Here is a 12,955-nt window from a genome sequence, read left to right as displayed (position 1 = left end):
GTAGCCGCCCACGCTACGAAAAACGTGATTCGTCGCCATTGCAGATTTAACATCTGTTGTAGAAGTACAGAAATAACACAGTTTGTTGCTGTTTTTTAATTGATGGTTGGCAAAGAAGCTGCTTATCATGTCGCTCAACAGCATTTCGTGTCTTGACAGCCATGTCCATCTCGTCCCCGCCGGCCGGCACCGGCCAGAATCCCGCCGACATTGCCCGCGAAGCCTTCCGGCGCCTGGCAACGCGCCGCATCGCGCCGACGCCGGACGCCTATAAAGCCATCTACGACGAGATCGCCGGCGTTCCTCCCGCCCCGCCCACCCCGGTCCCGAATCCCGCCGCTGAGGTGCTGGAAAACTTCGCGCGCCGACTGAGCGAGACGCCGGGCGAAGTCTCGGAACCCGGCCGCCGCATGCTGCGCGCCGCCCGCACCGCCGACTGGACCGGCTACGCCCAGGCGCTGAGCCAGATGGCCGACCGCCACCTGCGCCGCAACACGCCGGTAATGGCACTGGGCGACGAGGATCCCGATGCGCGCCAGCTGCGCGAGATGCTGGGCCGCTCGCTGGCCTATGCGCTGGCCACCCTGCTGGCCGGCAGCCCGCCCCTGGTCCAGGAGGCGGAAGCCTTGGGCGGGGCGGTCCGGCTGGCGCGCGGCGAGGAGCTGGGCGAGCTGTCCGGGCGCCTGAAGCAGCTGTGCTACCAGATCGAACTGCGCAGCGGCGACAGCGCCGAGCAGCAGGAACTGCTGCTGCGCCTGTTCCGCCTGCTGCTCGACAACGTCAACGAACTGCTCGACGACGACAGCTGGATGCGCGGCCAGATCGCCGCCGTGCAGGACCTGATCGCCGGCCCGCTCGACGTGCGCTCGCTGGAAGACGCGACGCGCAGCCTGAAGGACGTCATCCTCAAGCAGGGCCAGCTGCGGCACAGCATCTCGGACGTGCGCGCGACGATGAAGACCATGATGATGACCTTCATCGACCGCCTCGGCTCGGTGGCGGCCTCGACCGGCGACCACCATGCCAGGCTGGCCGGCTATTCCGACCGCATCGGCCGCGCCGCCAATATCGACGAGCTGAACGAGGTGATGGAGGAAGTGCTGCGCGAGATGCGCGCCGCCCAGGACGAGGCGCTGGCTTCGCGCGACCGCATGGTGGCCGTCCACAAGGAAGTCCAGGAAGCCGAGGACCGCATCCGCACCCTGGAAGCGGAACTGCAGCACATGAGCGAGCTGGTGCGCGAAGACCAGCTGACGGGCAGCCTGAACCGCCGCGGCCTGGACGACGTGTTCGAGCGCGAGAGCGCGCGCGCCGACCGCCGCAACACGCCGCTGTGCGTGGCCATCCTCGACCTCGACAATTTCAAGAAGCTCAACGACACCTACGGCCACCTGGCCGGCGACGGGGCCCTGAAGCACCTGGTGAAGGTGGTGCGCGACACCCTGCGCTCGATGGACGTGATCGCCCGCTTCGGCGGCGAGGAATTCGTGATCCTGATGCCGGAAACCCCGGTGGACGCCGCGGCGGCGGCGATGGTGCGCGTGCAGCGCGAGCTCACCCGCCACTTCTTCTTGCACGACAACGAGAAGATGCTGATCACCTTCTCCTGCGGCGTGGCCCTGCGCATCCCGAACGAGGACCAGGCCAGTCTGGTGGCCCGGGCCGACCGCGCCATGTACCAGGCCAAGCAAAGCGGGAAGAACCGGGTCGTGGTGGCCGACTGAACAAGATTAGCGCAGCTTAATGTGTGGAAGAATACGTAAGCTGCGCAAATCTTTCTCGCCAAGCCGAGAATTGCGGCACGAATCGCAAGGTGATCAAGCAATCGCCCGGGCGGCGCCCTCGTATACTCTGCTGTTGCACGCTCATCTATTCGCCCCCAGACCATGGCCATCCTGCACCGCACCCGCACCTACCCTTCCCTGATTCCGCGCTATGTGGAGCGCTTCCGCTGCCTTGGCCCGACCTGCGAGGACACCTGCTGCGCGAGCTGGCCCATCCACATCGACAAGAAGACCTACAAGGCCTACCGCCAGGATTCCGCGCACGAACTCGGCAAGACCCTGTCGAAGAGCCTGGTTCGCACGGAAAATAATCTCGGCAGCATCGCCTACGCCGCCATCCTGCCGGAAGGAGAAGAACAGAAGTGCCCGGTCATGAAGGACGGGCTGTGTTCGATCCATGCGCAGCTGGGCGAATCCTATATCTCCGATCTGTGCTTTACCTATCCCCGTGTCACCCAGCAGGTGGATGGGCAGATGGAGCAGGCCTTGACGCTCTCCTGCCCGGAAGCCGCGCGCCAGGCCTTGCTGGCGGAAGACGCCTTCGACTTTGTCGAAGGCAGCGTGAGCCTGCGCGAAGCCATGGTCAGCAAGCTCGAGCCCGGCTACGGCCTGTCGATGGCGACGATGAACGAGATCCGGATTTTCTGCCTGAACCTCCTGCGCACCCGGGAACTGGCGCTGTGGCAGCGGCTGGCGCTGCTGGGCGTCTTCACGGACGACTTGTCGCGCCATTGCGCACAAGGCCGGCAGGCCGAACTGCCGGCCATGCTGGAGCAGTTCATCGGGCTCGTGGAAAGCGGCGCGGCGCTGGCCGCCCTCGATGCGATCCAGCCCAATCACACGGCGCAAGCCATGGTGTTCGCCACCTTGTGGGCCGCCAAGGGCTTCGCTACGCCGTCGCGCTTCCAGCAAGGCGTCATCCGCCAGCTCTCCGCGCGCATGGGCGCCGACGACAACGGGCAAACCAGCGCGGAGGCCCTGGTGGCCGCCTACCGCCAGGGCCTGGACCAGCTCGACCGCGTGCTGGAAGATGCGCCGTTCATGCTCGAGAATTACCTGGCGAACGAAATGTTCATGCATTTCTTCCCGTTCAGCGCACCGAACCCCTATGACAGCTACCTGCACCTGGTGGCACGCTTCGGCCTGCTGCGCTTCCTGTTGGCGAGCTATTGCAATACCGAGCAGCCGCCCTCCGTGTCCGAACTGATCTCGGTCGTTCACCTTCACTGCCGCCGTTTCCAACACGACAATACTTATAGCCGGCAGCTGCACACGTCGCTGCACGAGAGTGGCTGGGCAGGCCTTGACAAACTGTATTGCCTGCTCCGCACCTGAGTTTTTATTAACTCCTTGTCAAGGGCCGGACCGCAAGCGCGTCCGGCCTTTTCCTTTCTGAAGCACGAAAAATAATTTTTTTACCCCTAAAGTTCGCCCGCACGCTGTCGTTTAAGCGCACCCCGGAGGGGAACTTGAGGGGCAAAACCGAAATTTATTTCTCGAGACTTCCCTAAATGTTTCCGTACGGCCACCGTTACCAGCATCAACAGCGGTGTGATCGTCACGGAACAGCGTGGCGCACCAAAGTGAACAGGGCACAGTGGCCCACCCCGAAATACAGTCTGGAGAAATACCATGGCATCCGTAATCAACACCAACGTTGCATCCCTGAACTCGCAGCGTAACCTGTCGACCTCGCAAGCTTCCCTGAACACCTCGATCCAGCGCCTGTCGTCGGGCCTGCGCATCAACAGCGCCAAGGACGACGCTGCCGGCCTTGCGATCTCGGACCGCATGAACTCGCAGATCCGCGGCATGAATCAGGCGACCCGCAACGCGAACGACGGCGTGTCGATGGCCCAAACCGCTGAAGGCGCCCTGTCGAGCTCGGGCGACATCCTGCAGCGTATCCGTGAACTGGCAGTGCAGTCGTCGAACGCGTCGAACTCGACCAGCGACCGCAAGGCCCTGCAGACCGAAGTCACCCAGCTGACCTCGGAACTGAACCGTATCGCCAACACCACCGAATTCAACGGCCAGAAACTGCTGGACGGCACCTCGGGCACCTCGAGCTTCCAGGTCGGCGCGAACGCAGGCCAGCTGATCTCCATGTCGGGCGGCAACTTCTCGACCTCGGTGTACGGCAACAACTCGCTGAAGAAAGACTCGCTCGACGTCAGCGCCGACGGTAAAGTCGCTACCGGCAAGCTGGTCATCAACGGCTACCAGGGTTCGAAGACCGTCGAATTCGGCGCCGACATCAGCGCCAAGGCGGCTGTCGCCAAGATCAACGAAGTCAGCGGCGACACCGGCGTGGTTGCTTCGGCCAAGACCGAAGCCAACCTGAAAGGCGTGGCCGGCCAGGCCTACACCTTCGACCTGAAGTCGAACAACGACACCGACGCCGTTTCCGTCTCGTTCTCGGTCGGCTCGAAAGGCACTTCCGACGACTACGCTGCCGCCATCAGCGCGTTCAACGCCCAGACCGCCAAGACCGGCGTGACCGCGTCCTACGACGCCGCCAACGGTGGCATCCGCCTGACCAACGCCGAAGGCGCCGACATCAAGCTGGAAAACAAGTCTGCTGACGTGGCTACCTCGACCGCCGACCTGGACACCTACGCGAAAGACGGCAAGGCACTGGTCGGCAACGAGCTGACCCTGACCACCGGCGCCCTGACCGGTGTTGCCAAGGGCAACATCAGCCTGGATTCGGAGCAGAGCTTCTCGACCGCCGACGGTGCCACCGCCAGCGGCTGGGGACTGGGCGGCGAAGCCTCGGAGCTGAAGTCGGTGGCTGACATCGACATCGGCACCTTCGACGGCGCACAGGCTGCGATCAAGACCGCCGATGCGGCCCTGGCAGCAGTCAACAGCAAGCGCGCGGAATACGGCGCACTGCAGTCGCGCTTCGAATCGGCAATCTCGAACCTGGCCTCGACCACCGAGAACCTGTCGGCATCGCGCAGCCGCATCGTCGACACCGACTTCGCCGCAGAAACCGCCAAGATGACCCGCGGCCAGATCCTGCAGCAAGCTGGCACCTCGATGCTGGCCCAGGCGAACTCGCTGCCGAACGGCGTCCTGTCGCTGCTGCGTGGTTAATCGTCGACCAGCTAGTCCATCCGGGCAGTAAAAAACGCATCCTCGGCTGAAGAGATTCAGCCGAGGATTTTTTGCTAGGGAAGTCACATGAACATCCAATCACTTGGTTCACCCGTGGCGACGCGGCTGGAAGAGCGGTCGCTTCCGGTACTCGAGCAGCAGAACACCCAGCCTGCCAAGGCCGCGAAAGCGCCGGAAGCACAGGAAGCCACCCCGCCCTCGCGCGAACAGGTCGACGACGCCGTCAAGAAGATCAACGAAGGCATGCGCGTATCGTCGCAGAGTCTGGAATTCGCGATCGACGAAGACAGCAAGGAAATCGTCGTCAAGATCATCGACCAGGGCACCCGCGAAGTGGTGCGCCAGATCCCGTCGGTCGAAGCACTCGAGATCGCCAAGTCCATCGACAAGATGCGCGGCCTCCTGATCAGCCAGACGGCCTGAAGCGCTTCGACACCTGCCCGGCGCGCGCTTCCTGCGGGGAGCGCGCGCCGCTCTTGCACGTCTGTCAGCTTTACGCGCTTGATTCCCAACTATTTGAATTGGGACACATTTCCCACTCTTAAGTCCGGTTTGCTTCTGTCGATAATGACTTACATTATCGCTTTCACGGGAGAAACAAAGTGGGCATCAGTTCATCAGGCATCGGTTCCGGCCTCGACGTCGACGGCCTCATCAGCAAGCTGATGCAGGCGGAGGCGGCGCCGCTCGCCAACTTCGACAAGAAGGCGTCCGCTTTGCAGGCACGCATGGCCGCGCTCGGCAAGGTCAGCGCCGCGGTCGGCGCCTTCCAGGGCGCCCTGACGACCCTCAACTCTCCCGCCACCTTCAGCGCCCTGAGCGCCAGCTCGGGCAACAAGGACATCCTTTCCGGCAGCGCCGCCAGCAATGCGGTTGCGGGCAAGTACAAGATCAATGTTTCGCAGCTGGCCTCGGCACAGAGCCTGAGCACGGCCGGCCGGGCCAGCATGAGCGCGACCATCGGCGTCGCCGCCAAGACCGTCCTGACCTTCCAGTTCGGCAGCATCAGCGGCGGCAACTTCGGCGTGGCAGGCAGCGCGCTCGGCGCATCGGTGACCACCAGCGGCATCAGCAACGGTTCGCTGTCCATCAACGGCACCGCCATCACCACCAGTGCGGCAACCCGCAGCGCGGCCCAGCTGGCCGAAGCGATCAATGCCAAGAGCGAGACCACTGGCGTCACCGCGAAAGCCGAGCCGGCCAGCAGCGCCGCCGACCTGTTCGCCGGCTTCGGTGCGGTCACGGTCGAGGAAGGCGCACGCTACACCCTGGCCGTGGGCGGTATCGACATCCTGTCCCATAGCGACCATACCGCCCCGCTGGAAGCGGCCGACATCGACGCCGCCCTGAAGGATGGCGGCCTCGCCGCCAGGCTGGCGGCTGCCAACATCACGTTCACCGGAGAGGCCGGCAAGGGCACGCTGCGCTTCACCGCCGCCGACGGATCCAACCTGAGCGTGACCGAATCCGTGGCCGGCGAAGGCGTGGTTGCCGGCGGCATCAAGAACCCGGCCGCGAACACCGGTTCGAGCGTCACCAGCAGCGCCGGCGTAACCCTGAGCTCGCGCGACGGCAGCCAGATCCTGATCGGCGGCAGCAACCCGGCCGCCGCGGGCTTGAGCGCCGGCAGCGCCGGCAGCTACCTGACGGGCGCCAGCTTCGTCCAGGACGGCGCCCAGGCCAGCGGCACGGTCACCCTCGAGGCCGGCGACCAGTCCCTGCAGGGCATCCGCGACGCCATCAACAAGGCCAACATCGGCGTGACCGCGACCATCGTGTCCGACGGCGGCGACAACCCCTATCACCTGGTCCTGACCTCGAACGCGACCGGCGCCAAGTCCTCGATGAAGATCGGCGTCGAAGGCGCCGACGGCCTGGAGCCGAACGCGGGCATCGCCGCCCTGCTCGGCCACGACCCCGGCGGCGTGCAAGGCCTGACCCAGACCAGCGCGGCGCAGGATACCCTGCTGAACCTGAACGGCCTCGACATCCGCAGCAGCAGCACCACCGTCACCGATGCCGTCCAGGGCGTCTCGCTCGACATCGCCGCGACCGGCAGCACCACCCTGAACGTGACCCGCGACACCGCGGCGGTGTCGACCGCCGTCAACAATTTCGTCAAGGCGTACAACGAACTCAACAAGACGATCTCGAGCCTGGCCGGTTATAACGCCGAGACCAAGACGGCAGGCATCCTGCAGGGCGATGCCTCGGTGCGTTCGATCCAGAGCCAGCTGCGGCGCCAGCTGGGTGCGTCGGTCGAAGGCCTGGGCGGCAACCTGACCACCCTCAGCCAGGTCGGCATCACCTTCCAGAAGGACGGCGGCCTGGCCGTCGACTCGAGCAAGCTGAACAAGGCAGTCACCGAGAATTTCGCCGAGATCGGCGGGCTGTTCGCGGCGATGGGCAAGGCGACCGACGGCCAGATCAAGTTCGACAAGTCGGGCGCGGCCACCAAGCCCGGCACCTATGGCGTCAACATCGAGTGGCTGGCGACGCAGGGCACGCTGACCAGCGCCGCCGCGCTGACGGGCCCGACCACGATCGCCCCGAACACCACCTGGCGCGTCACCCTGAACCAGACCGACCCGGTCAGCGAAAAGAAGACCCAGGACATCAAGCTGGCCGCCGGCACCTATACCAATGCCGAGCTGGCTTCCATGCTGCGCGCCGCCGTCAACGGCAACACCGTCTTCGCCGGCGCCGGCGATGCGATCGAGACCAAGGTCGAGGACGATGGCCGCCTGTCGATCTCGTCGAGCAAGTACGGCGAGATGTCGAACATCGACATCTCCGCCGTCAGCGGCACTGCGCCCTCTACCCTGTTCGGTGCTGCCACCCCGGTCAAGGGCAAGGACGTCAAGGGCACGATCGGCGGCGTCGCCGCCATCGGCAACGGCCAGACCCTGACGGCAGCGGCGGGTTCGGCCGCCGACGGCATCCAGCTCTCGATCACCGGCGGCTTGCCCGGCGAACGCGGCACGGTCAGCTTCTCCAAGGGCTTCGCCTTCGAACTGACCAACCTGGCCGCCAGCTTCACCGGCAAGGACAGCCTGCTCAACAGCAAGACCGACGGCCTGAACGTCACGCTCAAGTCCGTCACCAGCGCGCGAGACCGGTTCGAGTCGCGCCTGGAAACCATCGAAAAACGCTACCGGGCCCAGTTCACTGCGCTCGACGTGGCCCTGATGTCGATGCAATCGACCTCGGCTTACCTGACCCAGCAGCTTGCGGCGCTCACCGCGAACGCAAGCTAAGCTTATCCACCTGGAGAACACGATGTTTGGAACCATGCAACGCGGCGTCGGCGCCTATGCGAAAGTCGGTCTCGAGACCGGCGTCGCCGCCGCTTCCCCGCACAAACTGATCGTCATGCTGTACGACGGCGCGATGGTGTCGATCCTGAGCGGCATCAGCAACATGAAGGCCGGGAACATCCCCGCCAAGGGCGCCGCCATCTCGAAGGCCATCAACATCATCGACAACGGCCTGCGCGCCGCCCTCGACAAGAAGGTCGGCGGCGAGATCGCCCAGAACCTCGACGCCCTGTACGAATACATCAGCGCGCGCCTGCTCAAGGCCAACCTCAGCAACGACCCGGCGATCCTGGAAGAAGCGCATGCGCTGCTGTCCGAACTGCGCGAAGCCTGGAACGCGATCGACCCGCAAGCCGCGGCCACCGGCGCGACGGCCCCAGCCGCCCCGGCGCCGATGCGCGCCCCGACCCTGATGAGTGCCTGAAGAACATGCCGCAGATGACCAGCGACGATATCGTCGATACCTATGAAACCATGGCGGTGATCACCGACCAGATGCTGCGCGCCGCCAGCGACAGCGACTGGGACCGCCTGGCCGAGCTCGAACAGCAGTGCGCCCTGCACGTGCGCCAGCTGAAGGAAAGCGAGCCGCAGCCGCTGGCCGGCCCGCAGCGCGTCAAGAAGGTCGACGCGATCCGCCGCATGCTTGCCGCCGACCGCCAGATCCGCGACCTGACCACCCCGTGGATGGCGCGCCTGTCGGCCCTGATCAACAACACCTCGACCGAACGCCGCGTCGCACGCGCCTACGGCGTGTAAGGCCGTAGAGCAGCATGCTGCCGCGCGAGCTCGTCTCCGCCGTCCTGCCGGCCAGTCCGGCCAGGCCGGCCGAACACCTGAATGACCCGCGCCAGCAAGCCTTCCAGCGCGCCCTTGCCCCCCAGCTGGGCAAGGCGCTGCACGGCGAAGTCCTCGCCAGACTGACCGACGGCAGTTTCGTCGTCAAGGTCGCCAACATCCCCGCCCGCATGCAGCTCCCGGCGGGCGCCCAGGTCGGCGCCGACGTGCCGCTCACGCTGGTGTCGGTGCACCCGCGCCCGACGTTCCAGGTCGGCCTCGGGACCAATCCCGTGTTCAGCGAAGCCGGCCCGCCGCTGCCCCAGGGCGCCGACCCGGGCAAGGCGCCGCTCGCCATGCGCGAAGGGACCGCCATCGGGCGTGCGGCCGCGCTGCTGCAGGCCAGCGCGGCCGGCAGCGCCGCCCAGACCCTGGGCGCGGAAGCCAATAACACGACCCTCAGCCAGGCCGGCAAGACCATCGGCGGCGTGCTCGCGGCCGCCCAGAAAGTGGACACGCCGATGACTGCCGCCCTCGGCCGTGCGCCGATCGTGGCCGCGGCCGGCGCGGATGCCGCCAGCATCGCGGCCGGCCTGCAGCAGGCGCTCGGGAAAAGCGGCCTGTTCTACGAATCGCACGTGGCCGAATGGGCGCAGGGCGCACGCGCCCTGGCCGAACTGAACGCCGAACCGCAGCAGCAGCTGGCGAAGGAAGGCGTGCGCCAGAACCCGCTCGACCCGGCCACCGCCCAGTTCATCAACCTGCAGCTGGCCACCCAGGAGCAGGCCCAGCTTGCCTGGCAGGGCAAGCTGTGGCCGGGCCAGCCGATGCAGCTGGAAGTGCAACGCGACAGCCGCGAAGGACACGACGAGGCCGGCGAGGCCGAATCGCATTGGCACAGCCGCCTGCGCCTGCGCTTTCCCGAACTGGGCGAACTGGACGCCCGCCTGACGCTCGCAAACGGTCGGGTGCAGGTGCAGTTCGCGGCCGGCAGCGAAGAAACTGCCGCCCTGCTGCGCCGCCACATGGGCAGCCTGGCCGGCGCACTTGACGCCGCCGGCACCGCCCTGGCGGGCTTCGAGGTGCGCTCGGCGCCCGTCAAGACGGCCGATGACTGACCCGAAGAAGGAGCAGGCCAGGCGCCAGAGCGCGGTCGCCCTCGCCTACGGCAGCGGCGACCCGGCGCCCAAGGTGGTGGCCAAGGGCCAGGGCCTGGTCGCCGAGCAGATCATGCGCCGCGCCAGGGAAGCCGGGGTCTTCGTCCACGAATCGAAGGAACTGGTGCAGCTGCTCATGCAGGTGGACCTCGACCGCGAGATTCCGCCGGCGCTGTATCGCGCAATTGCGGAACTGTTGGCGTGGCTATATCATATTGAGTCGGCTCGGAAACATGGAGATCCTTTACCGGATTCGCCCGATCCGACGCCCCACCTCAACCTGGACGACGCGCCAAGCGCTGGTACAAGCAATGAATGATCAGGAACTCGAGAATTGGCACGACTACGAGGTGGGGTCGCGCCGTGAAATCGTACAGCTGCTGCGCCAGATCGGCGAAAAGCACCAGCTGGTGCGCATGCTGGTCAAGGGCGAGGCCGACGTCTGCGTCACCACCGTCCTCGACGTCGACGCCGACACCAATTCGCTGGTGCTCGACCGCTCGATCGAGCGCATGCAGAACGAGCGCATCGTCGAAGCCGGCAAGGTACGCTGCGAAACCACGCTCGACAAGATCCGCATCCTGTTCACGGCCGAGAACCTGCGCCCCACCCTGTTCGAGGGCGAGGCCGCCCTGCGCGCCGACATCCCGCCGAGCCTGATCCGCCTGCAGCGCCGCGAGTACTACCGGATGGAGACGCCGGTATCGAACCCGGTGCGTGCGATCCTCCCGCTGCCGCTGGAAGCCGGGGCCGGCACCGGCGTGTTCCCGCTGCATGACATCAGCTGCGGCGGCATCGCCGTCCTCGACAACAAGCTGCAGCTCGACACGACCATCGGCGCCCGGCTTCCCAGCTGCCGCATCGAGCTGCCCGAGATCGGCCCGGTGACGGTGACGCTGGAAGTGCGCAACTCGCTCGACCTGACCCTGCTGAACAACAAGACCAACCGCCGCATCGGCCTGCAGTTCGTCGACATCTCGCGCGGCAGCATGGCCGGCGTGCAGCGCTACATCACCAAGCTGGAACGCGAGCGCAACGCGCGCCTGGCGGGCCTGGCCTGATCGGCGGCACTGCCTATACTTTTTGGCAATAATTGTGATTGCCCGAGAGTAGATCGGGTACACTGGGGCATTCAGAGTTCCAGGTATCCCAATGCCGCGCTCCTTTGCCTCCGACCATTTTTTTGCGGCTTTTGCCGACTCAACGGTCGGCATGGCCTTAGTCGACATGCGCGGCCGCTGGCTGGAAGTGAATCCTGCGCTATGCCGCATACTCGGCTATCAAAGGGAAAAGCTCCAGGCACGCACTTTCCACGATGTCACCCATCCCGACGACCTGCCTGCCGACCTGCGGCTAGTGGACCGTTTGCTGGCAGGTGAAATCGACTCCTATAACCTCGAGAAGCGCTACCGCCACGCCGATGGGCGCATCGTCTGGGGCTTGCTTACGGTGTCGCTCGGCCGTGACGCCGCGGGAGACCAAGATTGCTTCATCGCCCAGATCGTCGACATCAGCGTGCAAAAGAGGGCGGTCGCAGACCGCAATGGTTTCTTCGAGCTGTCGTCGGACCTGCTCGCGATTGCCGGCACCGACGGTTACCTGACGCAGGTTAATCCGGCCTGGACCACCACATTAGGTTGGACCGCCGATGATCTTACCGCGCGCCCCTTTATCGAATTCGTCCACCCGGATGACTTTGCCGCCACCGAAGCCCAAGCGGCCATGATCTACCTCGGCGGCGAGGCAAAGGGTTTTCGCAATCGCTACCGTCACGCAGACGGCAGCTACCGTTGGCTCGAGTGGAATACGCAGCTCGTCAACAAGCTGTTGTATTGTTCGGCGCGCGACGTCAGCGGACAGATCGAAAACGAAGAACGGCTGCGGAGCCAGGAACAAAAGATCAGCCTGCTGATCGAAAATGCCAACGATGCCTTCCTCGGCATGAACGAACAGGGCATCATCACCGAATGGAACAAGCAGGCCGAGGCCACCTTCGGCTGGAGCGCGCAGGAGGCGATCGGCCGGCCGATGTCGGACCTGATCATGCCGGCGCGGATGCGCCAGCGCCACCACGACGGCGTCCAGGCCTTCCTGAGCAAGGGCATGGTCGCGGCCTCGCGCAAGCGGGTCGAGGTCCCGGCGCTGCGCAAGGACGGCAGCGAAATCCTGGTCGAGATGACCGTGGGCGTGGTGCCCGTGGGCGGCGAAAGCTACTTCACCGCCTTCATGCGCGACGTGTCCGAGCAGCGTCGCATGACCGAGGAACTGCACCACCGCGCCACCCACGACTTCCTGACCGGCCTGCCCAACCGCTACGAATTCATGGGCCGCCTGCAGCACGCGATCGACGCGCCGGGGCGCGAGCCGCGCCCGCTGGTGCTGCTGTTCATCGACCTGGACGGCTTCAAGGCGGTCAACGACCTGTGCGGCCACGAAGCGGGCGACGCGGTGCTGACCGCCTTCGGCCACCGGCTCCGCCAATCGGTCAGGCTCAGCGACCTGGTAGCGCGCTTGGGGGGCGACGAGTTCGTGGTCCTGCTCGACCACCTGCACGATCCCTGCCACGACGCCACCCAGGTGGTGGACAAGATCCTGCTCGCGGCCAGCCAGCCCTACCCCGAGGTGGCGGGCCGCACCGAGCCCGGCGCCACCATCGGGATGGCGCTGCAGAATCCGGGCGACAGCGCCGACCGGCTGCTGTCGCGCGCCGACGCCGCCATGTACGTGGCGAAGAATGCGGGAAAGAACCGCGCCGCCTGCGAGCGCGACGGGCAGTGGGTGCTGCGCGGAGACTGAA

At 65.6% G+C, this 12,955-nt stretch carries 11 protein-coding genes; all 11 read left to right on the top strand.

Annotated elements, in window-relative coordinates; genetic code table 11:
• The first annotated feature begins 161 nt into the window (after positions 1 to 161).
• The 11 genes from ACK6C6_RS04100 to ACK6C6_RS04050 all read left to right on the top strand — a co-directional run bounded on the left by ACK6C6_RS04100 (position 162) and on the right by ACK6C6_RS04050 (position 12,954).
• Entirely contained in the window at positions 162 to 1,724 is a 1,563-nt protein-coding gene (locus ACK6C6_RS04100) for a GGDEF domain-containing protein (RefSeq protein WP_409266041.1), read from the top strand.
• Between the two features lie 162 nt (positions 1,725 to 1,886).
• Entirely contained in the window at positions 1,887 to 3,119 is a 1,233-nt protein-coding gene (gene fliB, locus ACK6C6_RS04095; protein ID WP_209588849.1) for a flagellin lysine-N-methylase, read from the top strand.
• Positions 3,120 to 3,416: 297 nt separating this feature from the next.
• On the top strand, positions 3,417 to 4,886 hold the full coding sequence (locus ACK6C6_RS04090; RefSeq protein ID WP_209588848.1) for a flagellin: 1,470 nt from the start codon (positions 3,417 to 3,419) through the stop codon (positions 4,884 to 4,886).
• An 87-nt stretch (positions 4,887 to 4,973) separates the two neighbouring features.
• Entirely contained in the window at positions 4,974 to 5,330 is a 357-nt protein-coding gene (locus tag ACK6C6_RS04085) for a flagellar protein FlaG (protein WP_209588847.1), read from the top strand.
• A 179-nt stretch (positions 5,331 to 5,509) separates the two neighbouring features.
• Positions 5,510 to 8,164: a flagellar filament capping protein FliD gene (gene fliD, locus ACK6C6_RS04080; protein ID WP_409266039.1), complete on the top strand. Its 2,655-nt coding sequence runs from the start codon at positions 5,510 to 5,512 to the stop codon at positions 8,162 to 8,164.
• Positions 8,165 to 8,186: 22 nt separating this feature from the next.
• Positions 8,187 to 8,648: a flagellar export chaperone FliS gene (gene fliS / locus ACK6C6_RS04075; RefSeq protein ID WP_036212349.1), complete on the top strand. Its 462-nt coding sequence runs from the start codon at positions 8,187 to 8,189 to the stop codon at positions 8,646 to 8,648.
• A 5-nt stretch (positions 8,649 to 8,653) separates the two neighbouring features.
• Entirely contained in the window at positions 8,654 to 8,983 is a 330-nt protein-coding gene (locus ACK6C6_RS04070; RefSeq protein ID WP_229413011.1) for a flagellar protein FliT, read from the top strand.
• 14 nt (positions 8,984 to 8,997) lie between these two features.
• Entirely contained in the window at positions 8,998 to 10,119 is a 1,122-nt protein-coding gene (locus ACK6C6_RS04065) for a flagellar hook-length control protein FliK (RefSeq protein ID WP_409266038.1), read from the top strand.
• Positions 10,112 to 10,477, top strand: a complete 366-nt coding sequence (locus ACK6C6_RS04060; RefSeq protein WP_036212345.1) for an EscU/YscU/HrcU family type III secretion system export apparatus switch protein — start codon at positions 10,112 to 10,114, stop codon at positions 10,475 to 10,477. Before ACK6C6_RS04065 ends, ACK6C6_RS04060 begins: the two co-directional genes overlap by 8 nt.
• The gene (locus ACK6C6_RS04055; RefSeq protein ID WP_409266036.1) at positions 10,470 to 11,219 is read left to right on the top strand and encodes a flagellar brake protein; all 750 of its coding nucleotides are present in this window, start codon (positions 10,470 to 10,472) and stop codon (positions 11,217 to 11,219) included. The genes ACK6C6_RS04060 and ACK6C6_RS04055 overlap by 8 nt, the downstream gene beginning before the upstream one ends.
• A gap of 91 nt (positions 11,220 to 11,310) precedes the next feature.
• Entirely contained in the window at positions 11,311 to 12,954 is a 1,644-nt protein-coding gene (locus ACK6C6_RS04050; RefSeq protein WP_409266035.1) for a PAS domain S-box protein, read from the top strand.
• Position 12,955 lies beyond the last annotated feature (1 nt).

The organism is Massilia sp. BHUDP2 (genome assembly GCF_046236355.1).
GTDB lineage: Bacteria > Pseudomonadota > Gammaproteobacteria > Burkholderiales > Burkholderiaceae_D > Telluria > Telluria varians.
Note: the sequence above shows the minus strand (reverse complement) of the source record. Positions and strands in the feature narration are given on the sequence as shown.

What these genes read in the sequence shown, in the direction of transcription:
- ACK6C6_RS04100 (WP_409266041.1), top strand. Translation starts at nt 162, where the DNA reads ATGTCCATCTCGTCCCCGCCGGCCGGCACCGGCCAGAATCCCGCCGAC.
- fliB (WP_209588849.1), top strand. Translation starts at nt 1,887, where the DNA reads ATGGCCATCCTGCACCGCACCCGCACCTACCCTTCCCTGATTCCGCGC.
- ACK6C6_RS04090 (WP_209588848.1), top strand. Translation starts at nt 3,417, where the DNA reads ATGGCATCCGTAATCAACACCAACGTTGCATCCCTGAACTCGCAGCGT.
- ACK6C6_RS04085 (WP_209588847.1), top strand. Translation starts at nt 4,974, where the DNA reads ATGAACATCCAATCACTTGGTTCACCCGTGGCGACGCGGCTGGAAGAG.
- fliS (WP_036212349.1), top strand. Translation starts at nt 8,187, where the DNA reads ATGTTTGGAACCATGCAACGCGGCGTCGGCGCCTATGCGAAAGTCGGT.
- ACK6C6_RS04070 (WP_229413011.1), top strand. Translation starts at nt 8,654, where the DNA reads ATGCCGCAGATGACCAGCGACGATATCGTCGATACCTATGAAACCATG.
- ACK6C6_RS04065 (WP_409266038.1), top strand. Translation starts at nt 8,998, where the DNA reads ATGCTGCCGCGCGAGCTCGTCTCCGCCGTCCTGCCGGCCAGTCCGGCC.
- ACK6C6_RS04060 (WP_036212345.1), top strand. Translation starts at nt 10,112, where the DNA reads ATGACTGACCCGAAGAAGGAGCAGGCCAGGCGCCAGAGCGCGGTCGCC.
- ACK6C6_RS04055 (WP_409266036.1), top strand. Translation starts at nt 10,470, where the DNA reads ATGAATGATCAGGAACTCGAGAATTGGCACGACTACGAGGTGGGGTCG.
- ACK6C6_RS04050 (WP_409266035.1), top strand. Translation starts at nt 11,311, where the DNA reads ATGCCGCGCTCCTTTGCCTCCGACCATTTTTTTGCGGCTTTTGCCGAC.